At 46.6% G+C, this 25068-nt stretch carries 22 protein-coding genes and 3 pseudogenes; 6 read left to right on the top strand and 19 right to left on the bottom strand.

The window, feature by feature from the left end:
• Positions 1 to 118: 118 nt before the first annotated feature.
• The 3 genes from N6G83_RS17170 to ygeW form a co-directional block, all read right to left on the bottom strand.
• On the bottom strand, positions 119 to 1336 hold the full coding sequence (locus N6G83_RS17170) for a YgeY family selenium metabolism-linked hydrolase (RefSeq protein ID WP_024529729.1): 1218 nt from the start codon (positions 1334 to 1336) through the stop codon (positions 119 to 121).
• Positions 1337 to 1405: 69 nt separating this feature from the next.
• Positions 1406 to 2599 (bottom strand): diaminopropionate ammonia-lyase, encoded by a 1194-nt coding sequence (gene dpaL / locus N6G83_RS17175; RefSeq protein ID WP_211135608.1) that lies wholly within the window; start codon positions 2597 to 2599, stop codon positions 1406 to 1408.
• Positions 2600 to 2672: 73 nt separating this feature from the next.
• Entirely contained in the window at positions 2673 to 3860 is a 1188-nt protein-coding gene (gene ygeW / locus N6G83_RS17180; protein ID WP_024529727.1) for a knotted carbamoyltransferase YgeW, read from the bottom strand.
• 483 nt (positions 3861 to 4343) lie between these two features.
• On the opposite strand from ygeW, the gene N6G83_RS17185 reads away from it, so the two are divergent.
• The 4 genes from N6G83_RS17185 (at position 4344) to N6G83_RS17200 (ending at position 7382) form a co-directional block, all read left to right on the top strand.
• Complete coding sequence (locus N6G83_RS17185) at positions 4344 to 6092, top strand: sigma-54 interaction domain-containing protein (RefSeq protein WP_173410205.1); 1749 nt, start codon at positions 4344 to 4346, stop codon at positions 6090 to 6092.
• 273 nt (positions 6093 to 6365) lie between these two features.
• On the top strand, positions 6366 to 6731 hold the full coding sequence (locus tag N6G83_RS17190; RefSeq protein WP_211135607.1) for a helix-turn-helix domain-containing protein: 366 nt from the start codon (positions 6366 to 6368) through the stop codon (positions 6729 to 6731).
• A 76-nt stretch (positions 6732 to 6807) separates the two neighbouring features.
• On the top strand, positions 6808 to 7032 hold the full coding sequence (locus N6G83_RS17195; protein ID WP_211135606.1) for a SymE family type I addiction module toxin: 225 nt from the start codon (positions 6808 to 6810) through the stop codon (positions 7030 to 7032).
• The gene (locus N6G83_RS17200; protein WP_211135605.1) at positions 7029 to 7382 is read left to right on the top strand and encodes a SymE family type I addiction module toxin; all 354 of its coding nucleotides are present in this window, start codon (positions 7029 to 7031) and stop codon (positions 7380 to 7382) included. The genes N6G83_RS17195 and N6G83_RS17200 overlap by 4 nt, the downstream gene beginning before the upstream one ends.
• Before the next feature lie 52 nt (positions 7383 to 7434).
• Here N6G83_RS17200 and N6G83_RS17205 read toward each other — a convergent pair whose 3' ends face one another.
• Both N6G83_RS17205 and N6G83_RS54920 read right to left on the bottom strand, forming a co-directional pair.
• A complete protein-coding gene (locus tag N6G83_RS17205) occupies positions 7435 to 7683 on the bottom strand; it encodes a hypothetical protein (RefSeq protein ID WP_211135604.1) in 249 nt (82 codons plus the stop codon).
• 353 nt (positions 7684 to 8036) lie between these two features.
• Positions 8037 to 8152: pseudogene (locus tag N6G83_RS54920) on the bottom strand (RHS repeat-associated core domain-containing protein); the annotation flags it as partial.
• Between the two features lie 18 nt (positions 8153 to 8170).
• On the opposite strand from N6G83_RS54920, the gene N6G83_RS17210 reads away from it, so the two are divergent.
• Positions 8171 to 8449 (top strand): SymE family type I addiction module toxin, encoded by a 279-nt coding sequence (locus N6G83_RS17210; protein WP_248006620.1) that lies wholly within the window; start codon positions 8171 to 8173, stop codon positions 8447 to 8449.
• Between the two features lie 55 nt (positions 8450 to 8504).
• Here the strand turns inward: N6G83_RS17210 and N6G83_RS17215 are convergent, their stop codons facing one another.
• From N6G83_RS17215 to N6G83_RS54925, 3 genes and pseudogenes are all read right to left on the bottom strand, one after another.
• A complete protein-coding gene (locus N6G83_RS17215; protein ID WP_409529717.1) occupies positions 8505 to 9002 on the bottom strand; it encodes a hypothetical protein in 498 nt (165 codons plus the stop codon).
• Complete coding sequence (locus N6G83_RS17220) at positions 8999 to 9313, bottom strand: hypothetical protein (RefSeq protein WP_211135602.1); 315 nt, start codon at positions 9311 to 9313, stop codon at positions 8999 to 9001. Before N6G83_RS17220 ends, N6G83_RS17215 begins: the two co-directional genes overlap by 4 nt.
• A 75-nt stretch (positions 9314 to 9388) precedes the next feature.
• Positions 9389 to 9505, bottom strand: a pseudogene (locus N6G83_RS54925) (RHS repeat-associated core domain-containing protein); the annotation flags it as partial.
• A gap of 139 nt (positions 9506 to 9644) precedes the next feature.
• Here N6G83_RS54925 and N6G83_RS17225 point away from each other — a divergent pair.
• Positions 9645 to 9785, top strand: coding sequence for a type I toxin-antitoxin system SymE family toxin (locus N6G83_RS17225; protein ID WP_260524004.1), 141 nt, complete (start codon positions 9645 to 9647; stop codon positions 9783 to 9785).
• 1086 nt (positions 9786 to 10871) lie between these two features.
• Here N6G83_RS17225 and N6G83_RS54930 read toward each other — a convergent pair.
• From N6G83_RS54930 to N6G83_RS17280, 11 genes and pseudogenes are all read right to left on the bottom strand, one after another.
• Positions 10872 to 10988 (bottom strand): annotated as a pseudogene (locus tag N6G83_RS54930) (RHS repeat-associated core domain-containing protein); the annotation flags it as partial.
• 334 nt (positions 10989 to 11322) lie between these two features.
• On the bottom strand, positions 11323 to 11736 hold the full coding sequence (locus N6G83_RS17235) for a hypothetical protein (RefSeq protein WP_248006619.1): 414 nt from the start codon (positions 11734 to 11736) through the stop codon (positions 11323 to 11325).
• Positions 11730 to 12131, bottom strand: coding sequence for a hypothetical protein (locus tag N6G83_RS17240; RefSeq protein WP_260524005.1), 402 nt, complete (start codon positions 12129 to 12131; stop codon positions 11730 to 11732). Before N6G83_RS17240 ends, N6G83_RS17235 begins: the two co-directional genes overlap by 7 nt.
• A gap of 1655 nt (positions 12132 to 13786) precedes the next feature.
• Positions 13787 to 14323 (bottom strand): hypothetical protein, encoded by a 537-nt coding sequence (locus tag N6G83_RS17245; protein ID WP_211136939.1) that lies wholly within the window; start codon positions 14321 to 14323, stop codon positions 13787 to 13789.
• A gap of 206 nt (positions 14324 to 14529) precedes the next feature.
• Positions 14530 to 14802, bottom strand: a complete 273-nt coding sequence (locus N6G83_RS17250; RefSeq protein ID WP_312847377.1) for a hypothetical protein — start codon at positions 14800 to 14802, stop codon at positions 14530 to 14532.
• Positions 14803 to 15578: 776 nt separating this feature from the next.
• The gene (locus N6G83_RS17255) at positions 15579 to 15977 is read right to left on the bottom strand and encodes an immunity 22 family protein (RefSeq protein WP_211136940.1); all 399 of its coding nucleotides are present in this window, start codon (positions 15975 to 15977) and stop codon (positions 15579 to 15581) included.
• Positions 15978 to 15980: 3 nt separating this feature from the next.
• The gene (locus N6G83_RS17260; protein ID WP_260524006.1) at positions 15981 to 16532 is read right to left on the bottom strand and encodes a hypothetical protein; all 552 of its coding nucleotides are present in this window, start codon (positions 16530 to 16532) and stop codon (positions 15981 to 15983) included.
• A 557-nt stretch (positions 16533 to 17089) separates the two neighbouring features.
• On the bottom strand, positions 17090 to 17701 hold the full coding sequence (locus N6G83_RS17265; protein WP_211136947.1) for a hypothetical protein: 612 nt from the start codon (positions 17699 to 17701) through the stop codon (positions 17090 to 17092).
• 15 nt (positions 17702 to 17716) lie between these two features.
• Positions 17717 to 22246 (bottom strand): RHS repeat-associated core domain-containing protein, encoded by a 4530-nt coding sequence (locus N6G83_RS17270; protein WP_260524007.1) that lies wholly within the window; start codon positions 22244 to 22246, stop codon positions 17717 to 17719.
• A gap of 15 nt (positions 22247 to 22261) precedes the next feature.
• On the bottom strand, positions 22262 to 22669 hold the full coding sequence (locus N6G83_RS17275) for a DcrB-related protein (protein ID WP_211135934.1): 408 nt from the start codon (positions 22667 to 22669) through the stop codon (positions 22262 to 22264).
• An 18-nt stretch (positions 22670 to 22687) separates the two neighbouring features.
• The gene (locus tag N6G83_RS17280) at positions 22688 to 24691 is read right to left on the bottom strand and encodes a type VI secretion system tip protein VgrG (protein ID WP_409529719.1); all 2004 of its coding nucleotides are present in this window, start codon (positions 24689 to 24691) and stop codon (positions 22688 to 22690) included.
• Between the last annotated feature and the right edge of the window lie 377 nt (positions 24692 to 25068).

Raw genomic sequence — 25068 nt, forward strand, 5'->3', positions numbered from 1 at the left:
CTGATTTCTATGTGTAATACTTTTCCTCTTACACCCCACTGTCCGAAGCTGCACGGGCCAGCCGCACGCTCCGGACAGCTCCCTCTCCCTGTGGGAGAGGGTTGGGGTGAGGGGCCGCTTATTTCTCCAACTCTTCCAGGTAAGCCAAAGGCACGGCGGCATACATCGCCGCGCAGGTCACCAGATGATCTTTCCAGGTCTTCTCGTTCGGCGCGTGGGCTTCAGGCTCTTTGCCCGGGCCAAAACCGATCACCGGAATACCGTGACGCCCCATGATGGAGACCCCGTTGGTTGAGAAGGTCCACTTGTCCACCACCGGCTGCTTCTTGAACAGGCCCTGATAGGCTTTGCTCAGGGTTTTCACCGTGATGTGATCTTCTTCGACCTTCCAGGTTGGGAAGTAGCATTCGGTTGGGTACACCAGACCGGTGTAAGACGGACGGCTATAGTCATACATCGACACGACTGCCTTGGCCGCCTGTACCGCTGGCAACGCACGGATCTCGTCCAACGCCCCTTCCCAGGTTTCGCCCCAGGTCAGGCGGCGGTCGATGGATACCGCACAGCTGTCGGCTACCGCGCAGCGACTAGGTGAGGTGAAGAAAATCTCAGAAACGGTCAGCGTACCTTTGCCCAGGAAATCATCGTTGCCCAAGTTGCCGGACAGTTGTTGCAGTTCGTTGAGGATTGGGCCCATTTTGAAAATGGCGTTGTCGCCACGCTCCGGTGCCGAGCCGTGGCAGCTGATGCCTTGCACATCCACGCGGATTTCCATACGGCCACGCTGGCCGCGGTAGATCTGGCAGTCGGTTGGTTCGGTGCTGATCACAAACTCTGGGCGGATGTTGGATTGCTCAATAATGTACTGCCAGCACAGGCCGTCGCAGTCTTCTTCCTGCACGGTGCCGGTCACCAGCAACGTATACTGATCTTCCAGCCCCAGATCCTTGATGATTTTGCCCGCGTAAACCATGGAAGCCATGCCGCCTTCCTGATCCGATGCGCCACGGCCACCGATGATCTCGTCGTTTTCCATGCCTTGATAAGGGTCAAAGGTCCAGTTCTTGATGTTGCCGATGCCGACGGTATCGATATGCGCGTCCATCGCGATCAGGTGTGGGCCGTGGCCGATATAGCCCAGGATGTTGCCCATCGGGTCAATCTCAACCTTGTCGAACCCGACCTTCTCCATCTCTTTCTTGATACACAGCACCACCAGCTTTTCGTCACAGCTTTCGCTAGGGATGGCGATCATGTCCCGCAGGAAGCGCGTCATCTCATCTTTGTATTGGTAGGCTTTCTCTAACACCAATTCGAAAGGAATTTGCTTTGCCATTGTATTTTTTTCTCCAATTTTTTATTCCCCCTCACTACTGCGAGAGGTTGAGTAATCTGACGGTGGTGGTTAAACCGGATGCTTCCCTTCCCACACCACTTCGCGATAGTGCTTCACGTCTGTATCGCCTTCGGAGCTGATCAACAGCACTACCGACTGGCTATCCAGACCGAGTTTTTGCATCAGCTGCGCACGTTGCGGGCTGTGATGCACCGCAGCCAGCACGCCCAACCCCACGGCACCGGACTCGCCGGAGATAATGCGCGGGTCGTTACCCAGCGGATTACCCAACACCCGCATCCCTAACGCCGCCACGCTGTCCTGGCAGGAAATAAATTGTGTGGCACAGTTACGCAGCAGCGGCCAGCCCAAGGGGTTAGGCTCACCACAGGCCAGACCGGCCATGATGGTGGCCATATCGCCGCCCACGTTGACGATCTCCCCTTTTACCCCGGAGCGATAAACGCAGTCGGCCAGCTCGGGCTCGACAATCACCGAATGCAGCTTATCCGCACCAAACACGTCGACCAGATAGCCCAACACGCCCGCAGCCATCGCCCCGACACCGGCCTGTAACAGCACATGAGTTGGCCGCTCGATCTGCATCTGCCGCATCTGTTCGGTCGCTTCGTCTGCCAGCGTGGCGTAACCCTGCATGATCCAGGTTGGGATCTTGGTGTAGCCTTCCCAGGCGGTGTCCTGCACCACCTGCCAGCCACGTTCCTGGGCCGTTTTCATGGTCAGGCGCACGGTATCGTCGTAGTTCATATCGGTGACGATGCACTCGGCACCCAGATTAAGAATGTGGTCCACCCTCTCCTGAGCCGAGCCTTTTGGCATATACACCACCGCATGCTGGCCCAGCTGTTGCGCCGCCCAGGCGACGCCCCTGCCATGGTTGCCGTCGGTGGTGGTGGCGAAGGTCATCTTCTCGGTCGCCATGGCTTTAAACTTTTCAAAAGAAAACGCATTGATATCAATCTGGTACTTTTCACACAGCAACTGGGCAATGGCGTACGCACCGCCGAGCATCTTGAAGGCGTTTAAGCCAAAGCGTTTGGATTCGTCTTTGACCAGGATTTTCCGCACGCCGAACAGCTGAGCGAGATCGTCCAACGCGCATAACGGCGTTGGCTGATAACCCGCAATCTTTTTATGAAACTCGCGCGCTTTCTGCGCTTGCGCCTTAGAGAACAGAGGGGAGGTTTCGCCGTTAAAATAACGGTTATCCTCTATCGCCACTTTCAATGAAAAAACCGACATAACCGCTACCTCTTCTGGTCGCATTAATCTTCACCGTGCAGGGACACCGCCCGGTATCCCTGACCAGGTAAATTTATTTAATGCGTTTTTCTGCTTCTTTCAGTAATTGATCCAACACCAGGCCCGGGTTGGAGAACTTGCGCGCCATGATCATCGCCGCGATGATATAAGGCTTCCAGCTGGCTTCCTTATAGGTGGCAATACGGTACTTCTCGAATACGCTGGCACAGACTTCCCCTTCACTGCAGGAGACGTCGGTGATGTCCGCTGGCAGGCAGTGCATATAGAGCGCTTCGCCGCCTTTGGTCAGCTTCATCATCTCTTCGGTGCAGTGCCAGTTTTTGTAGTAGGCGTTTTGCGCCAGGCACTGTTGCTCCAGCGCCTTGAGGCCCGCGTGATCGTCGGCACGCAGCAGATCGGTACGCTGCTCCATGACCTTGTACGGCGCCCAGGATTTCGGATAAACGATGTCCGCACCCTGGAAGGCTTCGGCCATCGAGGTCACCTGCTGGAAGCTGCCACCGGACGCGGCGGCGTTGTTCTTCGCCACTTCGATCACGTCCGGGATCAGGTCGTAACCTTCTGGATGGGCCAGCGTCACCTTCATGCCAAAGCGGGTCATCAGGCCAATGATGCCCTGCGGCACCGACAGCGGTTTGCCATAGCTGGGTGAATAGGCCCAGGTCATGGCGATCTTCTTGCCTTTCAGGTTTTCCAGGCTGCCGAAGTGCTCCTGCAACCAGGCCAGATCTGCCATGGCCTGGGTTGGGTGATCGATATCGCACTGCAAGTTGACCAGTGCCGGGCGCTGTGGCAGCACACCCTTCTCGAACCCTTCATCCAGCGCGGCCCCCACCTCACGCATGTAGGCGTTGCCTGCCCCCAGATACATGTCGTCACGGATACCGATGGCATCCGCACAGAAGGAGATCATATTGGCCGTTTCACGCACCGTCTCCCCATGGGCGATCTGCGATTTACCTTCATCCAGATCTTGCTGCGCCAACCCCAGCAGGTTGAGCGCCGAGGCATAAGAAAAACGGGTACGCGTGGAGTTATCACGGAAAATGGAGATGCCTAAGCCACTGTTGAAAATCTTGGTGGCAATGTTTTCTGAGCGCATGGTTTTCAGCGATTCCGCCAGCTTGAGCACCAGTTCCAGCTCGTCACGGCTCTGTTCCCACGTCAGCAAAAAGTCCTTTTGATGTAAATTGGACTTTAACGCGCTTATTTCCTTAATTAACTGGTTAACTGTTCTCATCTTTGCCCCTAAATAGAGAGTGTGGTGGTGATCCGTTAAAACAAGTGCCTAACTTCGGAATAACAAATACGCTTTTTTCAGCGTCTGACTACAGGACAATCAATAAGCGTGCCAACAAGGGGAAAGTTAAGCTACGCAACATAAAACTGCGGATTATTATGATGGCGATCACATAAAATGGGGTTTTAGCAGCGGTTAAAGTGAAATTTTTAGTCAGGCTATTGCTGGCGAGGGATAATTCCCTGCGGCGTAAACCTGCCATTTATAATTATCAAGCTTTCTCGCGACCCAAAATGATAGGAATTAGCGTGCAGTATCATTTTGATAATAAAATGTGATGCTAACAGCAGAATCTCTATTCTCTGTGGGATTAGCTTGATGACTATCAAATTATATCTGGCCGTAGTGTATTATCGTTTCTTTTTCAATGACGATAACGGGAGACGCGTGATGATAGCACCGGCCACTGCCCAGTCGGCTCTTATGCAGATCCAACCGACAATTTTGCGTTTTACCAAGATGCTCTCCAGCGTGTTGCTGCTGGAGGTAGAGATTGTCGATGCCAACCTGGTACGCGTGGCAGGCACTGGCCCGTATGGCAAACAATTTGGCATCAAGCTCGGCAGCAATTCCTGGTTGTTGAAATATGTACTTGATACTAAAAATGAAAAGATAGTCACCCACTCCCGTTATGACCCGGTGTGCGAAGGCTGCACCAGCAAAGATGAGTGCCAGGAAAAGGCCTTCCTCGGCATTCCTATCCTGTTCCAGGATACCTGCATCGGCGTGATCAGCCTGGTGGCTTTTACCCTGGAGCAGCAGCAAAGGTTGCGGGATAATCTGCAAGAGTTCTCGGGGTACGTGCGCAATATCTCCAACGTTTTCGTTTCTAACTTATTGGAGACACAAGGCAGCAGCGGTGGCTTAAATAAAGTGCTTTTCAGCCTGATTGAAAATATGGATCAGGGGGTGTTAATACTCAATGAAAAGAGCCAGGTGAAATTTGCCAATATGATGGCATTGAAACAGCTCAATATGCCGCAGGAAAATATTATCGGCAAAACCTTTACTATTCGCGCCCTCACCTTCCAGCAAAATTACACCAGCGGACATCTGCAACATATTCTCTCCTTCGACGATAACCAGGAGATTATGATTGGCCAGCTACATCAGGTTCAGGATCACCAATTATTTTTAATGGCCTTCCATCAGTCACATTCCTCATTTAACGAAACTCTAGTCCTGCAAGACCCGCGTATTGAGCAACTGGCGGGGGAAAGCAAACCGATGCGCCTGCTGAAAAATTTAATTACCCGTATTGCTCCCAGTCCTTCCAGCGTATTGGTGGTTGGCGAAAGCGGCACCGGCAAAGAAGTGGTGGCGCGGGCGATCCACCGGCTGAGCAACCGCAGCGATAAACCCTTTATCGCCATTAACTGCGCCGCCATTCCGGATCAACTGCTGGAGAGTGAACTGTTTGGTTACCTGAAGGGCGCATTTACCGGCGCTTCGGCCAATGGCAAGGTGGGGCTGATCCAGGCGGCCAATCAGGGGACGCTATTCCTGGATGAGATCGGCGATATGCCGCTAATGTTGCAGGCCAAGCTGCTGCGCACGGTGGAATCCCGTGAGGTGTTGCCGATCGGTTCCAGCAAGCCGATCCCGGTCGATATCCGCATTATCTCCGCCACCAACCAGAACCTGGAACAGTACATTGCCGAAGGCAAGTTCCGTGAAGACCTCTATTACCGCTTGAACGTTATCCCCATCACCCTGCCACCGCTGCGTGAGCGCGAAGGCGATATCGAACTGCTGGTGCACTATTTCCTCAGTTTGCACACCAAGAGGATCGGCATTATCTACCCCGGCATCTCGGCAGAGGTACTCGAGCTGTTACGCCGACACCGCTGGCCAGGCAACGTGCGCGAACTGAGTAATTTGATGGAGTATCTGGTTAACGTGGTGCCGAGCGGTGAAATCATCGATACCTATCTGCTGCCGCCCAATCTGACCCGAGGGCAGCATCTGGAGGCTCGCGCCAGCGTATCTACTTATAAGGCCACAGAGAGTTGCGAAAACCACGATATGGCGGGGTTGGAGAGTATGGAGAAGCTGATGATTGAGGAGGCGCTGAGCCAGCATGCGAACAAGAAGGTGGTGGCGGAGAAGCTGGGGATTGGCATCGCGACGCTGTATCGCAAGATAAAGAAGTACGAGCTGTCTTCTCATTGAGGGGGGAGATTAATTATGTGCCGGGCTGGCGCGTTTAGCTGGCTAGCCCAAGATCGTCCTTGTTTCTGCTATCAATATCTCTTTTCAAGGCGTATTAGCGCTCTTATCTCAATCTGCGAAATGCATCGCATTATTTTTGCTTCAAAAAACCTCAATTTACATATGAAAACAGCTAGACTCAATAAAACCACATATTGTAGTATTTACATCATATCGTAGTAAAATGCACGGTATGTTATGGTTGTCTTATGACATTCAGGAACCAAGACAACTATGGCGATCAGTAGCGAAGAACGTGATTTTTTCATTGCGTTGGGCAAACGCATTACCAGCCTGCGTAAAGAACGTACCATTACTCAGACCGAATTGGCTGAGCAGTTGGGCGTTTCTCAACAGACAGTGCAAGCATGGGAGGCTGGCCGCCGTCGTATCAAGGTGTCTTCACTCCCAGACGTAGCAAACATTTTTTCGGTTTCGCTAGAGGAATTGTTTGGAGCAACGACGGAGTCTTCCCTCCGCGAGAGTGTCCCGACTCCGAAGTGGCAGCAGCAGATAGAAGCGATTGCTAATTTGCCGCAGGAAAAACAGCAGATAATTTCAGAGATGTTAAGCGCAATCATTGCACAGGTGCGTAACTAACTGATAAGTAACGCGGCGATAACGGGTTGCAGCCCACTATCGCCGCTCACCACAAGCAACTAAGCAGGAGTTGATTATGGCTAAGCACGATTCTAAGTCAGGTATCCCCGCAAATAAAGCACCCAAAACAACACGCCGCTACACCGTGGGCTATACGCCCAACCGGGGCATCAAGAAGCCCGCTCCTCAGCTGATTATTAAGGGTTATTGGCTGGAGGAGCTGGGGTTTTTAACCGGCCAGTCGGTCACGGTAAATGTTGAACAGGGAAGATTGATTATTCAAGCGGAGGGAAGTGTATGAACGGAACTCATATTTTACAGGCAACCACTGGCAGATTTATTCCTGAGCTGATTATCGATGGTGAGGATATTATCAAGGCGGGATTTTTGTCGAGGGCTGTATTTAAGATAGAGCCGTATCAGGATGGATTGATAATAACGTTAGTTTCTAATGAGGAAGAGATTGAGCGGTTATTATTGGAGGTGGACGCTCAGGCCAATATCGGCGTGGACTGGATACGGGATAACGGTGAGCTGTATCTGGCGGGGGACTGGCTGACGCCGTGCGGCCTGACCGGGCAACCGCTGGCGATTAATGCGATGCCCGGCAAGGTGATAATACAGGTACAGCAAGGGAATATATTGGCATAATGACGGTAAAACAAGCCGGAAGATCTCTTATGACCATTCCGGTTTGTTCTAGTTATTCATAGATCCTAGCAGCCATTAATATGTCAGCAAGGACACTCCAACTGGCATTATCTGGGCATGGCTTATTCATATTCTCATAAAAACCATCCATATCTTCCATCCATGAAGCCATCGCCTCTAAAAAGGATGGAAGATCATTATTCTCCCACTCACCAGGATTATTTTTTACTTCCGAAGCCAAAGATAAAATCAATTTAATTAACTCATTTCTAGTTTCAACAGGATATAAATCACTTTCCATTTCACCCACCTATTATCTGTTTAATTCCATCACCTAATTTTAAAATGATGCTCTTACCTTCAGTTTTTGTTGTCATTTTCCAAATTTGGCCTGCAACTTCTTTAGCTGCAGCCCATTGGACTGGCACGCTTTCAAGACCTGCTATTTTTAAATGCGGCCAATCTTCGATGATCTAGAGTCCATATTTTCCTGTAGCATCCCGCCAAACCTTAATAGCAGGGAGATCCGCAGCTTTAAGTGCTCCATTTGCTAATGCAGCAGCGATATCCAGAACAGTATGAGCTCCTGTTTGATTTTTAATTGAGCTTTGCATTTTGCATGTAGTGAATATTTTTAGGATTGGCATTACATCCGGCTAACCCTAGCGGGTCGATCCATCCCAGCGGATTTTTGACGTAAGCATACAGGTTCATCCCCCCGCCAGCCCTATCGGGTCCTGCTGCGTGAACCGGCCTACTTCTGGGTCGTACTACCTATTTGAGTTGTAATGGGTCAAGGATTTTGCATCGTAGTTCATACGCTACCGCCCTTCCGTGATAGTTTTTATCTGCACAAAACTATTTTAAATCAGATGGTAAAGAAAATACAGACGGGTGGATGTACAGGCCCCATAATCGGTGCCGACTGGATACGGGATAACGACGAGCTGTATCTGGCAAGAGACTGGCTGACGCAGTGCGGCCTGACCGGGCAACCACTGGCGATCAGCGTAATGCCCGGCCAGGTAATCATTCAAGTACAACAAGGTAATATTATTGCGTGGTAACAGATAAAAAAGACCGGGAAGATATTTTCTGGATCATCCCGGTCTTTTAGTATTACTAACTCTGTTTCAATCTATTTTGGATGTTTTCATTTACGATAGAAACACTATCACCTATAGGATTCACCGCAACATAAAAATTAGCTGAGGATTGAACATAGACAATATCACCCATCGTCTTTATATTTACAAAAGGATTAGATATAGTTGAGTATAACATCCAAGTTATATTACTATTGATATCTGTTTTTACAATAAACCCTTCACTCCCCATTTCTCCTTCACCACAAAGAATAAAGCAGTCATTATTTATCAAGATTTGATCATTTACTTGGATTTCAGACCAAGGTTCATCATAGTTATCAAACAACGCTTCTAAGGTAGAGTTATTTCCATATGAAATACTGTATTCCTTTCCAAATGTATGCGTTAGACTATCATTTTCCATATACTCTATGTTAATAGGGGTTACCACGCCTGACTTAGCAATAATAACATCCAAACCAATAAGCTGGTTATTTAGCCACTTATCTTGCAATTCATTATATTTACTCAACACCCACCACCTGTCTTTTTACTTACGATTTGAGGTTTATCTGGTGTACCCGTTCTAGGTAATTTCACTTTAGGCACATTAGTATTTTTCGGTTTCGAATTTAACTTTTTATCAAGATTGCTACCGTAAATTCCACCGGTTGCAGGTTTCGGCAAAGGATCTGACAAATTAACTTTATTAATAGGGACTGAATCTAAGCCAGACATTTGTGCAGCATAAAGTCGCCTATTGTCAAGAGAAACTAATTGACCATCAATTTCAGCTACATTTAATGGACCACTTCGCCCCCAATCCCAATTACCAGCCTTCATATCTTTTATGTAAGCCGCAACATTATCAGATATATATGCCTGTGAGTAATTAAGAGAGGATGGATTAACCCACTCACCGCTTACCCCTAACGGATCGACCCAAGTAAGCGGATTAGGTGCATATTGATAGAGGTTTATTCCACCTCTTAGCCCTATCGGGTCCTGCTACGTAAACTGACCTACCTCTGGGTCGCACTACCTATTTGGGTTGTAATGGGTCAGATATTTTGCATCGTAGTTCATACGCTACCGCCTTTCCGTGATAGTTTTTGTCTGCACAAAATTATTTTAAATCAATTGGTAATAAAAATACTGACTGATTGAGGTGTAGGTGTATCACCCGTATCTAGTAGTACTGGGGGATAACGGTGAGCTGTATCTGATGGGGGAATGGCTGATGCAAAGCGGCCTGACGGGACAAACGTTAGCGGTCAACGTAATGCCCAGTAAGGTCATCATTAAAAGACAATAGCAGAATATGCTAAAATAACACTATAAATAGGCGGGAAAATATAAAACCATTTCCAGCCTATTACAGTCATGCTGTTTGGACAAAAAACAGACCGGCATCATTATAATCTTCAATTTCTTTTTTCAGGAATAAGTAACCAACAGCGTCTGATAGACCCAATACCCCTCCATCTTCTGAAGGAATATCTGCCGAGTATAATTGACATATGAAATTATATTCACTTAGCAAACTTTCATATCCAACCATTCCTTTTGGAATTTCATTTGAAAGAAAAGAAAAGGTAGGGTAGTCACTAGAGTCTAATTCTCTCACTTCCAACTTAACACTTTTACAATTTAGGTTGTTACTATTCACACTCAATTTTGAGCTTTCACTTAGAGTTACCCTTGTGAATCCAGATTTTATGTAATTTAACTCAACATCATCGCCAAAGAAAACTACATCATCTAGAAAATATCTATTTTCATTGTACGTTGAGAACACAGATATGTATTTACCCTCAGGTAACTTAAATGTATTCACTCTCTCATTTAACTTATCGCTGTCAATAGTCAGCAACAACGTCAAGTCTTCTCCAATAGGATTTTTGGGCCATTCCCCCTCAATAAATGCACCACCACCAAATTTAACCCCACTATCTTCATTAGGCAAAAGTGCATCTATAAACCGATAAATTTTTTGCATAGCCACCTCGTTAGCATCCAGAAAGTTTATTATAGAACTTTTCCGCTTTACTTCGTAATTTACTAATTGTGACTCAGGAACGCCTGCCCTTCTCATTCCTTCAGTTGTTATATCTAATTCATCTGCGATCGTAGATGCGAATTGGTTAGGTCCCAACCCTCTCTGAGCTCTAACCTGAGCTTCATGATAGTGGACACCTCCAATACCCCTGAAGTCTTTTAGTGGTCCTCGAGTATGATGATCAAGGTCTAATGCAATCGAGGGGTTAGCAGATAAACGAGAGTCATTGGCTAATCCTGATTGTTTAAGAAACTCATGGCGAATCAGTTCATGTGCTTGTAAGCCATCGCCAACATGGATACCGCCATTTAAACCACCATAAATACCCAGATCAAAAAGTTCAGCGAGTCCTAACGGATCGATCAAAGTAATAGGGTTCGGCGCATAAGCATACAGGTTCATTCCCCCCGCCAGCCCTATCGGTTCCTGCGTCGTAAACCGGCCTACCTCTGGGTCGTACTACCTATTTGGCTTGTAATGGGTCAGAGACTTTGCATCGTAGTTCATACGCTACCGCCGTACCGTGATAGTTGTACCTGCACAAAATTATTGTAAATCAATTGGTAATGAAGATACATACTGATTGAAGCATAATAGTATCCCCAAATCAGCATAGACTGGATACGGGATAATGGTGAACTGTATCTGGCGGGGACTGACTGACGCAATGCGGTCTGACCAGACAACCAGCGTAATGCCCGGTCAGGTAATCATTCAGGTACAACAAAGCAATATGCAAGTATAGTAATGGAGAAAAAGCCGGAAAGATCCAAGAGATATTTCCGGTTTTTATTTAATCCTCATCCAATGCAAAAGCAATCGCATCCTTGACTCTTTGATTTTTTTTATTTTCTGGTAAGAACTCAGAGCAGCTTAGTACCTCTCTAAGCTTTTCCTCACCTAAAATATCTTTTATGTCAGATAACATAATTTCAAGATCTGACACTTGATCTTTAATATGACGAGAAAGATCCAAAGAAAGATACCAACTCTTCAAGGTATCTAAAGCTTGATTAGGCTCTAAATGAAGCATAATTTCAAATGCGTTTAATTGAAATATTCTCCGTTTAATTAAATCAGTTAAAATAACAGAAACCTCAGAATCAAAACCTTGTGAAATCAAATTTCCCCTTTCTGATTCATCTCTAATCTCTGCCCACAGCTTATTATAAATCCGGTCAAACTCATGTAACGTTTCGCTTAACATTTGCTCACCTTGCCTTTGTTTTTCACATCGCTAGGGCTGACATCATCTTTTATTTTCCAATCCATTACGCCGCCTTTTGTTTTCCCTTTTAATTCTACATTTTTATTTTTAGTATCAATATCAACATAGTAATCAGCACCTAATGCCCCTGTACTTCTCTGTACAGAGTCTGGATTCTTAGGATCAACTTTCACAGAAGTTACGCTAATTCCACCTCGAGTATCTATAGGATCAAATTTAAATCCATTTTTGAGGAAGTCTTTATATTCAATTTTTGACATAAAACGGCGTACTATTCCTGGGTTTATAGGAACACCATTGACAAGCCCACAACCAGTTATCCTTAACGGATCGATCCAAGTAATAGGATTTGGTGCATACGCATACAGGTTCATTCCCCCGCCAGCCCTATCGGGTCCGGCGCCAGGTAACAACCCACCGGTGGACCGTAGCATCAACTTCGTCTGTAAATAACCAAAGGCTTTGCATCGTAGTACATACGCTACCGCCCTACCTTGATAGTTTTACCTGCATAAAGTTATTGTGAATCAAACAGTAATGTAAATGCAGACTGATTAAGGGTACATCATCTAATGAGAACATAGACTGGATACGCAATAACGGCGAACTGTATCTTGCAGGGGGACTAGCTGACACCGCGCGGCCTTACCGGACGATCAGGGTGATACCTGGCAAGGTAGTGATTCGAGTACAGCGGGATATTGTGTTGGCGTAACAACAAGTAGATAATAGCCGTAAAGATCCAAAAAGGATCTTTACGATTTAAGTCAGTGTCCAATGGACATCTGTGAATATATTTTAAACTTCACCAACCTCTTTAAAAATGATACCTTTAATATCGCATTTTAGATTATCTACAAACTTTTCCGTCACAAAGTAGTTTGACGATAGAATCTCATCTCTAAATATTATCTCATTAAGGACATTGTCTTTAATGAACTTATATTTTTCACTGCGATACATGTCTTTTATTTCATTCCTATCATTATATAAAAGAGATGGTATTTTCCTTGTGATATTTATGTAATTAAAATCACGATAGTTATCTGTTATTATTTTTAGACTTTAAGCATATTTCGTTATTTCAATTATTTCCACAGCCAAGTCAGGGGTAACATACAATAACCCAACATCGAAGCATGATGCGTTAAAATCTTCTCTCCGATTCCTTTCTGATTTTGTCTTCCCATCATAAATGTTAACGCGAAATGGTTTCCATGAGTTCATTAATGATTGACCTTCAAATGAAGGTATGTTGTCAGCCAAAGGATCCTGAGCATCCAAGACATAAAACTTAAAATTTTCGGCATCAGGTTCTATTAAAAAAATCCTCACAGACAAGATCCTACCAAATTTTTTGTTGAAAAGAAAATCATCACTTATTGCTCGAAGTTCGTTAGGGATCCCTTATTTTCCACCTGATTTATCGGCAGATGTTAATCTTGTAACTACATCCCTATAATACTTATCTGTAATGAATAATTTGATGATAGGCTCTAGGTTGTATAGATTTTGGATCCATATTTTTTAAAATATCCTATTGCAGCAGAATCTATATGTATATCATGATTCCCAAGGATTTTTCTTGCAACTTCAGCACGAGGTTTGGCACATACCCGTAAGTATTCATACCTCACAACAGCCCTATCGGGTCCGGCGTCAGGTGACAACCCTCCAGCGGTTCGTAACATCAACTTCATCTGTAAAAACCAAAGGTTTTGCATCGTAGTACATACGCTACCACCCTACCTTGATAGTTTTTTTAAAAAGAATTATAAATCAGATAGTAATGAACATACAGACAGATTAGGAAGCTGGAACACAATCGATATCAGCGCGGCACTGGATACGCGGAGCGATGAGTTGGATTTAGCTGGGAGTAGTTGATGCTAAGTGGCCTGAACTGGCAATCGCTGGTGATCAACATGATGCCCAGTAAGGTAATAACTCAGGCTCAGTAAGGTAATATGTCACTATAATAACAATAAAACACCCGGAAAGATTCTGGGCATCTTTCCGGTTAACGTATTTAAACCTCACCTACCTCTTTAAAGTAGATTCCTTTAATATCATATTTAAATTCCTTTAGAAAATTTTCCGTAACAAAGTAATTCGAAGTCAAAATATCATCTCTAAAAACAGTTTCATTGGCAATGATACTTTCATTGAAAGTATAAACCCCACTGCGATACATGTCTTTAATTTCACTTCTATCATTAAAAATTAGTGACGGTATTTTTCTAGTTAAGTTCATATAATAAAAACATCTACCATCATCTGTAATTACCTGTAGTTGTTCAAAAAAGTCCGTCACTTTACATAAAGCTTCTGCCACATCTTCCGTAACAAAAAGTAACCCGTCATCAAAGCAAGATGCATTAAAATCCTCTCTCAAGGATTTCTCCAGCTTTGTTTTCCCTCTAAATAAATTTATGCTAAATGGAGTCCAACCTGAAGCCAAGGACTCTCCTTCATAAGAGTAAGCCTTTATTGACAAAGGATCATTCTCATTTTGTAAGTAAAATTTAAAAGCATCAACATCCTGCTTTATTGAGAAAATTTTCATAACCACACCGTAAATATATCAACCTGTTAAAAAGGAGGTCTTCTCTGATCGCATTCAATTCATCAAAAACACCCTGTTTTTCACCTGATTTATCGGCATCTCTAATTATTAAAAAACATTATTATAGTATTTATTCTTATTTATAACTCGGTGGTACGCACCAGGCTGAATAGAGTTTGAAACCATATGTTTTAAAAATATCCCATTCACTGCCGAATCAATATGTATTTTATGTCTCTATATAATCTCCCTAGCTTTAGTGCCCGTGGGTCATCCCATGCAACTATATAGTGAGTGGCTGCACCTCTCACCTTGTGCCAAGCGCTCGTCATATAACCTTCGGCTTTAGCTAATTCTTTATTAGCTCTGGTCATTTCACGAGCTAAGGCACGGGCACATCCAGCTAACCCATAGGGATCGATGCCTTCATTCGGGTTAAATACATAGCCATATGTATTCATTCCCCCCGCCAGCCCTATCGGGTCCGGCGTAAGGTAACAACCCTCCTGCGGGTCGTAACATCAACTTCGTCTGTAAAAACCAAAGGCTTTGCATCGTAGTACATACACTACCTAATTTAATCTGCACAAAGTCATTTTAAATCAAATGGTAATGTAAATGCACATACCAGTATCCCCAAAAAGATCGTGGACTAGGTACGGGATAACGGCGAGCTGTATAGCTAATGCAGTGTTGCCTGACCGGGCAATCTCTGACGGTCACAACGAGCTGCTCGGTCAGATGGTGATTCAGGTACAGCAAGATAATATGGTAGCATAGCAACAGATAAAAATAACCGAAAAGATCTAGGGGGATTTTTCAGGTTATTTTGTTTTTATATAACAGATATATGATATGAACTTATTCGAAGGTGAGCTTATAATATCGGTGGTATTCTCAACAAAAACCATATTAGGTTCAAAACTCTCAGGAACATTTAACTTAGCAGACACAATCCACCCCTTTCTAGTGCCATCAGAGAATCTATGCTTTGTCATATACAACGCTTCTAATGAACCAGATACGTATTTTATTGGAATTTAAAGCATTAGCAGCTAACTCCATGACTGGATGCGGGATAACAGCGAGTTGTATCTGGCGGGGACAGGTTTACGCAGTGTGGCCTTACCGGGCAACCGCTAGGGATCAGTGTGATATCTAGTAAGGTGGTGATTCGATTTGAGCCAGCAATACTGCGGAAATAACAGGCAACGGTGATAGAGAAGCTCCAATGTGGAGCTTCCATAAATAAAACTTAAATGATCCCTCCCTTAGACCATGCATCTGGCAAATAGTATTGGAAGGTACCTATAAATTTTAACCCTGAAAAATCTTTTTTATCATCAGGGAAATCAAACTCCTCATTTAATATCGATATATAGGAGTTAACCTTCACTAATCCTATTTCATTGCATTTAGCAATTAAAGCATCCTCATATGACTCACTAAATGGCATCTCAACAATCAAATCCATTAACTCCACCAGACCCTCTGCAACATATACAGAGAATGTATCCACATCATATGATTGTCCGATGTCTTTGCAAAAACCACATGCCTCACCATAGCTATCTTGATCTATATATTCATCAAAATTCTCATCAGCTATACCAATCCATATACTTACTGGGTAACTTTTTCTATTATTTTCCATAAATCATCCCTTTCCGCATTTGAATGCCCTAACAAATTCCGCACCATTTTTCACATATTGACTTGCAAATGACTTGATTGTTTTTATTACTTCAGATTTTGATGTAACTTGACTTAATCTCTCAGAGAGAATTGTATGTGCAATAGAACTTGCTCGCCCCGATTGACCAAGTGGCAATTTAGCTCCGGTAGAATGCGGCCCTTTTAAATAAGCACCTATATTTCTAGGATCTGGCACATTTTGGAACCAAACACTCGAGCGCGGCGTCGATAGTTCAATAAGTTCATTATAAGTAAATCCTAATGACTTGGCTTTTTCAGCCATCGAAACAAGGAACCATTCATGAGCTCCACCGCCGTTACGTAACGCATCAGTTACACCAGTCTTTGTGGCTTTATTAGCCATTGCATCTTTGACATCTTGAACATTAGCAGAATCAAACCATTCACCGAAACTAATGTTACTTTGATTCCAAGGATAGTCAGCCGCCGCTAATCCCAAAGGATCCATAGAATCCATAGAATCCATAGAATCCATAGAATCCATAGAATCCATAGAATCCATAGAATCCAACGGATTATGAACATATGCGTACGGCCTTTCCCCCTCCCCGCCAGTCCTATCGGGTCCGGCATCAGGTAACAACCCACCACCGGATCGTAACATCAAATTCGTCTGTAAATAATCAAGGGCTTTGCATCGTAGTACATACGCTACCGCCCTACCTTGATAGTTTTATCTGCACAAAATTATTGTAAATCAAATGGTAATGTAGATACAGATTAATTGAGTCAGGGGAATGCCCCTATAAAGATGTGGGCTGAGTACGATTAACAAACTTTACCTTGAGGTCGCGGACATACAGCAGCCTTACCACGTAACTACTGACGATCAACGTGACGCACTGTACTGCTCGCGCTCTGGAGTTACAAAAGGAACTTTTTCTACATTAGCTCGTAAAATTGAAAAAACCTTCTTCAATTAAGACAATTAATAGATTAGTAACCTCGTTGTGCAAGGCAACTAAAGTTTAACAGAGATGCGTTCATAAAAATGGGAGTTTCAGATAGAAACTCCCAGAATAAACAATTAAAATATCATTTATAACATTTTTAGTTACTACTATAAACATCAACTAATTTCATGTCATTTTTAAAATATATTCGCCTTAAATTACCATCATCCATATACTCTAGATAAAGCGTAACATATGGTTTTAAGCCATTACTTGCTACAGATATGATCTCTGATACGTTGTTCTCATTATAAATATAATGATATCCGAAGTATTCATCATCATCAGTTACAGAATAACACTCTAAATAGCGACCCTTGCTATCAAAAAATAGCTGAGTTAAAGCTCTAAAATCACCTCTAAAATCCTTCATTATGCCGATTTTATGATTAACAGAACTTATAATATACTCTTCAGCTTCAATCACTCCTCTAGAATTATAACTCACAATTCTATCTATCTCTGGCCGTCCAAAATAACAATATGAATTTTTTTTATTTTTTGGCTCTTTTGTTAACATTTTATCTGTTTTATAACCAGTTAACTCACTATAAAACGGAATGAGACTATAAGCTCTTGATTTAGACCATGAGACAAAATTACTATTAAAGCTACATGACGCTATTTTATTTTCTAGAAACTCATGATCTTCCAATTCATTTTTTAGTTGATTAATCTTTTTATTCATTTCATCTATTATCTTATCCATGTATCACCTCTAAAATCACACTGGCATTTTTCCATTTGCCAACGGGAATATTTTCCCATTAGATAATTCTGTTTTGATATTTTTCAGAGCACTAAAGAACTCTTTATCCGTCTTTGAATTTATCAACTTATCATAAACATATTGTTTATATGCTTTACCATGGACACCATTACCTTTATGGGCTGTAGTTAATGTATCCGTTATCCTATCATTTTTAGTATTTGGCAGCCAAATACCGTTTCTTTTATCATTGATGTCAATATTCAAATCATCCATCAACTTTCTCAAGTCTTTCATTTTAGGATCCGTAGAATTCGACATAACAATGTGGTGAGCATCATGCTGCCCTCCCCCTAACGGTTTCGGACCTAAATTGTCGGCTAACTTTCTCGCATCAGAGCAAGTTGAAAGACCGAATGGATCGATCGAGTCTATAGGGTTCTTAACATAACTATAAGTATTCTCGCCCCCCGCCAGTCCTATCGGGTCCGACGTCAGATAACATCCAGCCTGCGGATCATAATATCTGAACCGATTGTAATGCAGCCCTGACTCGGCATCCCATAGTTGGCCTGCAAACTTCAGCCCCGGATCTAACTGGGGGTTCAGATCTGCTTTGCCTAAGGCAATCCCCCACAACGATTCCTGTGGCCTACGCCAGACGCGTTTTCCTGCGGTGTTAAAGAGCGCCAATGGCTGTCCCGAAGGAGCACAAACGGCAAACTGTGTTTCAAACACCCAGCAGACACCTTCCTCTGAAGGCTCAGTTGCGTAACTACACTCTTGCTGGGCAATCAACTCCCAGCCATTAAATACCCAGTGCCGGACCTTTTGCAAGTGCCCATGCCGATACTCCCTGATTTCCGCTATGCTGTCCCCATCCCACAGATAGCTAACGCATAACCCTTGTTCTTCACAGCGTTTTTCCGTGCGGCGACCAAAAGGATCATAGCGGTATTGCCAACGTCGCCCCTGTGCATCCTTCAACGCGACCAACTGGTCCTTCGAGTTCCAGATAAAACGCGTGTATTCCGGCCGGTAACCCTCTCGCTGAATACGCTTAACGGTCATGCGGCCCGCGGCATCGTATTCATACCAGTTTTGCCCCAGTTGCTTTAGCCTATGACCCCGTTGATAAATTTCATCATGGGCAACAAGCTGTTGCTCACCAGTTTGCCTTTGGGCCACGTAACCACTGGCATCATAGCGATAATACTCTTTCAATGAACGCCCGTTGCTGATCGACACCACCTGCTGGTTACCATTCACCACATAACTCAGGCGTTCATTATCATCGTTGGCCCCTACCAGATTCAGCGCCGCGTCGTAATGATAAGTCCTGTCCAGACTCGCCAGCGTCGGTCTTGGAATATCATGGACTTCTTCAGGACTGAAGATCTGCGTTTGGCGTCCGGCCCGTTGCCGGGTCAACATCCCCATCTCATCGTAGTCCTGGCAGAACATAAATCCTGACGGGCTCACGCGTTCACGTTCATGCCCTTCCTTGTCAGTAATGAACTTCAAATATTGTGCATCGGGTAAATCAACCCCCGTTAGCTCACCAACGCGGTTATAGTGGAAAACCGTTGTTAAAGCGGGTGCTGAGTTCGCAGAAGTCAGATGGCGGATCACCGTGAACTCATCCGGGTATTCTCGGGTAATTTCACGATCCCGGCTCATTTCACGTACGATGCGATCGTTTTCATCATAGGTGAAGACCAACTCATCGTCTTCTGTAACAACGCTGAGCAAACGTCCGATCCGGTCATAGAAGTTGCGCGTTTCTCCTTCAGGCGTAGCGACTAGCAGCAATTGACAGCAGGCATCATATTCATAGCGTGTAACCTGGCCTAATGCATCCCGCTTCTCAATGCAGTTGCCATCCTCATCATAGGCGTAATGCCACTCGGTACCGGCATAATCCCGCTCGGTGATGACACGGCCAACCTCATTCAATTCATACTGATACGATTCCCCCGCAGGATTAGTCACTCGGCATAACGCCAACGTGTCCTTATCATAATGATATTGCCAACGGTTCCCTTCACCATCCGTTCGCGCCATCGGCAGGTCAAAAGCGCCGTACTCCATGCGCCATACCACACCATTCGCGTCGGTGTAGGCCGTCAGGTTGCCATGCCGATCGTGAGTAAAATCTTCATGGCTTGCGTTCGGCCGGGTATTTTTGATCAATCTTCCGCGACGATCGTATTGATAGCCCCATTCGTTTTTACCATTCTGCACTAGAGAACGCACACGGCCCTGTTTGTCATAGCGCAATTGCAAAGCACCACGCTCTTCGTTAAACAGGGTGAGCAGATGATGCTGGCCGTCATAATTTAAAAACTGACGCATGCCGTTACTACTTTCCACGGTTATAACCAGGCCTGCCGCATTATAATTTAGCGTGGTTGCCGAACCATCAGGCGCGAGGAAATGGTTTGGTTCCCCTTTGTCGTCATATTGTTGCAGCCAGACTCGTTCAAACGGATCTTTTACTGAGGTTAACTGCTGTGCCGAATTGTACGTATACTGCCAACACTCACCCGCCTCATTAATATAGCGTGATACCAACCCGGTGGTTCCCAGATACTCAAACGTTATCGTTCTCCCTTGAGGCGATATCTGGCTGAGCAAGTGATCAAATTCATCATAAACATAGCGAGTGATGCTACCATCAGGCTGCTGTACGGCGGTGACCCGTTGTTGCTCATCATGATAATAATGTGAAGTATGACCTTTTCCGTCAGTGACCTCGGTACTCCCAGGGCTATAGTTGAACGTAACGGTATAATACCCCTCAGCGGCTTCACTGAAGGTACACCGGCCTACACTGTCATACTCATAACGCGTCCAGGTTTTATCATTATCAAACCAACGCGATATCCAGCCCTGAGAAGTGTAATCATAAAACAGGTGGTAATACGCCAGACTATCCGCCTCAACCAAGTAACCTTGCGTATTTTGCTGATAACTCACCAACACATCATTAAGGCCGGAATCAACCCGAATAATCTGGTGAAGATATCCATTAACATGCCAGCTAAATGTCAGAACGATCCCATCACTGTGATGAACCTTGGTTAGTCGTTGCTGTTCATCCCGGTGAAACACAATCGAGTTACCGTGAAGATCGCAATGCGCATGTAATAAACACAAGGTTGGATTAGTGGTTGAAACGATAAATTTACGTGAGATGCGATTGCGTCTATCCGTTAACAGGAACCCTTCATTGCTACGCGCCAGTATATAATCTGGATGTTCAGGGTTACACGCCTCATCGAAACCAGCTGGCAATGAGAAGTACAGCGATTGCCCGTCAAATAATTGGACTTCGATAAGATCCCGGCTGTCATTAAGCAGCAGGCGTTCGCTAAAGTTGTCTGCCCAGTTTTTGGCAACAACTCCCTTGCCTACATAGTCAGCGACGAACGTTCGGGTAAAGAATAAGGGGATAGTCTGCCCCAATTCGAAGTCAGTTCGCTGCTCCATGACCCTACCGGTTACCACATCAATCGGATCACCTTTAAAGAACTTTTTGGTTGACTCAGAAAAACGCTTGAACCCGGTATTATTTTTGAAAGCATGCCGCGCGCAGCCGGAGTTTCGCCGTATAGTACGGGCCGTTTTCAGCGCGCCAATCTTCGCTCCTTTAACTAAAGCCTTTCGCCCTGCACGCGTAAACAGCTTACCAAAACCCTTTACCATACCCCTGCTTGGGGGGATTAAGAACTCGACGGCAATGAATATGGCTTTCTGCCACCAGGAAAACTCCTCTGCCACATTGAGGTAGGTCGCTCCCTCGACGCCAATAAAGACGGTCTTTGCCCCTTGTTTAATCGTCGCGCCACATTCGATTTTATCGCCCTTACGTGCCGCAGGCTGACCATTAATAAAGACCGTGTCACTGCCTTCTGCAATTTTTGGTGGCGGTGCTGAGGTATGTTTGGAACACGCGACGGTATCCGTTACCCCGGCAGAGAAGCCCTCTGATACCCCTTCAGCCAATGAACTGTCCGCTGCCGAAGCGGGGGCGCCCGGTTCTTTGATTTTGACGCCAGCCCTTGCGGCGAGCGCACCTTCTATCACCACGCCGACCGCACCCGTGGCAATAGCCCCATCCATGCTGCCCATGTCTTCAAAGAAATTCGTTACCGCATTACTGGCCCCGGTGATCATGTCAGTCATGCCCAGCATCAGGCCGTCACCAATAGCAGAACCCACTTTTGCCGCCGCACTGGCGACGCCCGGAGAGCCCAGCTCGGAGGCGGCGTAGGCTGCCCCCATACAGCCCACAGCAGCAATACCCAGAACCAAGACCGCCGGACCACCAATCAACGCGGTTGTCACGGCAATGACGGCGGCCGCAATAATGGCACCCGCCACCACGCCAGCCAATTTAGCCCAAAAACTGGCATGCTTAATCGCATGGCCGATCGTTGCTGCAGGTTGACCCTCCGTGGGTTTGGGAATGTCACCGGAGGGCTTATAGCCATGCATCGCGCCCATGCGGGCAATGCGGGTTCCTATAGATTGTTGTAGCATCACGCCTCCCTGCTATTAACGCGGTTTGAAGCCCATTATCGTTGGCAACAATGAGGCCTTCTGGCTATGACTCATGACCCCAGGGGATGTAAACGTGAAATTCACCAACTGGTTTCTTTTGGCGTACATCACCACCAATTGGTGCATTGGCCCCTCTGGGCTTTTCCAGTGGTATTCCAACTGATAGGCGGGCTCATCATTAAGCATGATCGGTTTGCGTTCGACCTCCTTATAGCCCGGTAAATGCGCCTCAAACTCTTTCAACGTATCTTCATACGTTTCCTCTGGGGGAATACCTTTACTGATGGCAGCCCGGGTTATCGTGAGATTAATGCCGCTTTCATCCGGGCAGATAAACACATTAACACTTTCATCTCGCCACCCTTCAGGAGCAACAAATGTGCCTTCATTCATCTGATACATTTTAAATTCCTTTTTAATTTATTTGGGTGAGGCATTCAGGCCAATATAGGCACCATTTACGGTAATACTGGTGCCCACTATCGCGATATTGCCTGCGGCATCAATAGTGATAGATCCTCCTTTGGTATTGAGGACAACCCCACCTTCTAACGACTCTAGCGTAATATTGTCTTGGACCACCAACGTGTCGTTAACTTTGGGGGCCAGCGCTTTAGCGATGGCCGCACCCACCGCTGCGAATCCACCTGCAGGCGCGTCATCACCGGAACCTCCCGGTTTGATTTCCGTATAGCGGCCCCCGTTAACGACCAGATTTTTTTCGCCTTTGATCACTTTATTCTGCGCGCCATCGACAGAGATTTCCTGATTTGCCCCTACAGCGACAGTTTGATTCTGTGTCACGGCGACAGACTGATTCTGACCCACTTTTTCATCGTGATTGGCGATAACCGTGGTACTGCGATCGTTCAGTACTATCGTCTCCATATCCTTCTGAGCATGGAGATGTAACCCCTCGCCCCCCTTGGCATCCTCGAACCGCAATTCGTTGAAGCCCTCGCCCTTATGGGTCTTGGAGCGGAAAGCCATCTGGGTCTTGCTGGCAGGCAGCGATCCCGGTGGGATATTGTTGGCGTGATAGGTACGCCCGGTGACGATCGGTTGGTCCGGATCCCCATGCAGGAAATCCACCACCACTTCCTGGCCGATACGTGGGATGGCCAGCATCCCCCAACCCTGCCCGGCCCACGGCTGGGTGACGCGGATCCAGCACGAGCTGTTGTCGTTGCTTTTACCGTAGCGGTCCCACAGGAATTGCAGGCGGATACGGCCGAACTCATCACAGTAGATTTCTTCCCCGGCTGGACCCACCACCATAGCGATCTGCGGGCCGTCCATTGCCGGTTTCGGCATCGGCGTCGGTCGCCAGGTTTGGGTGTGCGGCAGGAAGACGAACTGGTTGCTCAGCGTGGTGCCTTGCCCACCAGACTCCTGCTCCAACGCCTGGGGCTGGCTGCCGCTGTGCTGAATGCTCAGCAATTGCCACTGGTGGTTCAAATCGCTACGCGGGTGGCTGGTCAACGTAAACAGCAGGCCCGGCTGCAGGGTAAAGTCGTTACTCTGCCCATTCCCCAGGTTGGCATCGTTGCGCAGGGCTTCCAGGCGGTAATGGGTAAAGGCCTTGCCGTGCTGTTCGTCTTTGAAACGCCCGGGGAAGTCGAAGTGTTCGTAGTCTGGCCGTTGGTTTTGCAGTTCGCTGGCCTGCTCATTAAAGGCCGCCGACCACTGCGGGTTTTTAAAGGTGTAATCCTTCAGCTCCACCACGGCGGTGCGCACCTGTGCGCTGCGGGTGAAGGTGGTGACGCACAGCTCCAGTGCCTGTGAGGCTACGCCCGGGTTATACGGCAGCACAGCGCCCTGCGGCAGGGTGCCTACGTCATCGGTATACACCACGATGTTTTTGCCTTCGGGATATTCGAAGTAGTAGAACATCCCCTCTTCGGCGGCCAGCCGCTGGATGAAGTCAAAATCCGATTCCTGGTACTGCACGCAGAACTCACGGGCCGGATGGGGGTTACGCAAGCCAAAGGCAAAATCGGTGATGCCGTTCTCTTTCAGCAAAGTGGTGATGATGCTTTCAATGCTCTGCTGCTGGAAGATACGCGAGTTGCGCCGCAGCGTGGTGCGCCACAGTGCCGGGCGGATCACCATGCTGTAACGAGTCTGGTGCAGGCCGGTATCGCCCTGTTCAAAGCTCGCCACCATGCCGGTGATGCTGCGTTGCAACACACCTTCACGCTTGATCTCCAGCGTCGCATCCTCATCCAGCACCGCGGCAAAGTCGATGGCCGGATCGGCACTGGCCAGGCCTACGTTCAGCACGAACGGTGAGGAGAGCATCTCGGTCAGGCTGAAATCCACCACCACAAAGGTCTGCGGAGGCAGGTTCGCCGTGGAGAGCGTAAACTGCAACCCGCTCGGTTCCGCGCCGCCCATCAGGGCACTGGCAGCCGAGGACGCCATCGCCGTGGCGCTGCCGCCGCTGGCAAAGTTCATCGGCTTCACGCCCGCAGATGAGGCCATGCCCGCGGCACTACCACTGCTGACAATGTTCATCGGCTTCACACCTGCGGATGACGCGATGCCCGCTGCGCTCCCCCCGCTGACAATGTTCTTCGGATTGATGCCTACGGATGAGGCTATCGAACCGGCCTTTTTGGCAATATCCGCCGCCTGCGATACCACCTTGCCCGTCTTGCCGCCGACAGCACCAGCCGCGGCTCCCACCATATCCACCACCTGATCGCCACTGACTGACGGCGTCTCCGTGGCCACAATGTTCTTCGGCTGCACGCCCCCCTTGGGGGCGTTTTTCTTGTCATCAGCAAACATATCTTTTC

This window comes from Serratia sp. PL7, from assembly GCF_945957435.1.

What these genes read in the sequence shown, in the direction of transcription:
- N6G83_RS17170 (WP_024529729.1), bottom strand. Translation starts at nt 1,336, where the DNA reads ATGGCAAAGCAAATTCCTTTCGAATTGGTGTTAGAGAAAGCCTACCAA.
- dpaL (WP_211135608.1), bottom strand. Translation starts at nt 2,599, where the DNA reads ATGTCGGTTTTTTCATTGAAAGTGGCGATAGAGGATAACCGTTATTTT.
- ygeW (WP_024529727.1), bottom strand. Translation starts at nt 3,860, where the DNA reads ATGAGAACAGTTAACCAGTTAATTAAGGAAATAAGCGCGTTAAAGTCC.
- N6G83_RS17185 (WP_173410205.1), top strand. Translation starts at nt 4,344, where the DNA reads ATGCAGATCCAACCGACAATTTTGCGTTTTACCAAGATGCTCTCCAGC.
- N6G83_RS17190 (WP_211135607.1), top strand. Translation starts at nt 6,366, where the DNA reads ATGGCGATCAGTAGCGAAGAACGTGATTTTTTCATTGCGTTGGGCAAA.
- N6G83_RS17195 (WP_211135606.1), top strand. Translation starts at nt 6,808, where the DNA reads ATGGCTAAGCACGATTCTAAGTCAGGTATCCCCGCAAATAAAGCACCC.
- N6G83_RS17200 (WP_211135605.1), top strand. Translation starts at nt 7,029, where the DNA reads ATGAACGGAACTCATATTTTACAGGCAACCACTGGCAGATTTATTCCT.
- N6G83_RS17205 (WP_211135604.1), bottom strand. Translation starts at nt 7,683, where the DNA reads ATGGAAAGTGATTTATATCCTGTTGAAACTAGAAATGAGTTAATTAAA.
- N6G83_RS17210 (WP_248006620.1), top strand. Translation starts at nt 8,171, where the DNA reads ATGGGTCAAGGATTTTGCATCGTAGTTCATACGCTACCGCCCTTCCGT.
- N6G83_RS17220 (WP_211135602.1), bottom strand. Translation starts at nt 9,313, where the DNA reads ATGAAGGCTGGTAATTGGGATTGGGGGCGAAGTGGTCCATTAAATGTA.
- N6G83_RS17235 (WP_248006619.1), bottom strand. Translation starts at nt 11,736, where the DNA reads ATGTTAAGCGAAACGTTACATGAGTTTGACCGGATTTATAATAAGCTG.
- N6G83_RS17240 (WP_260524005.1), bottom strand. Translation starts at nt 12,131, where the DNA reads ATGAACCTGTATGCGTATGCACCAAATCCTATTACTTGGATCGATCCG.
- N6G83_RS17245 (WP_211136939.1), bottom strand. Translation starts at nt 14,323, where the DNA reads ATGAAAATTTTCTCAATAAAGCAGGATGTTGATGCTTTTAAATTTTAC.
- N6G83_RS17255 (WP_211136940.1), bottom strand. Translation starts at nt 15,977, where the DNA reads ATGGAAAATAATAGAAAAAGTTACCCAGTAAGTATATGGATTGGTATA.
- N6G83_RS17260 (WP_260524006.1), bottom strand. Translation starts at nt 16,532, where the DNA reads ATGGATTCTATGGATTCTATGGATTCTATGGATTCTATGGATTCTATG.
- N6G83_RS17265 (WP_211136947.1), bottom strand. Translation starts at nt 17,701, where the DNA reads ATGGATAAGATAATAGATGAAATGAATAAAAAGATTAATCAACTAAAA.
- N6G83_RS17270 (WP_260524007.1), bottom strand. Translation starts at nt 22,246, where the DNA reads ATGCTACAACAATCTATAGGAACCCGCATTGCCCGCATGGGCGCGATG.
- N6G83_RS17275 (WP_211135934.1), bottom strand. Translation starts at nt 22,669, where the DNA reads ATGTATCAGATGAATGAAGGCACATTTGTTGCTCCTGAAGGGTGGCGA.
- N6G83_RS17280 (WP_409529719.1), bottom strand. Translation starts at nt 24,691, where the DNA reads ATGGCGTCCTCGGCTGCCAGTGCCCTGATGGGCGGCGCGGAACCGAGC.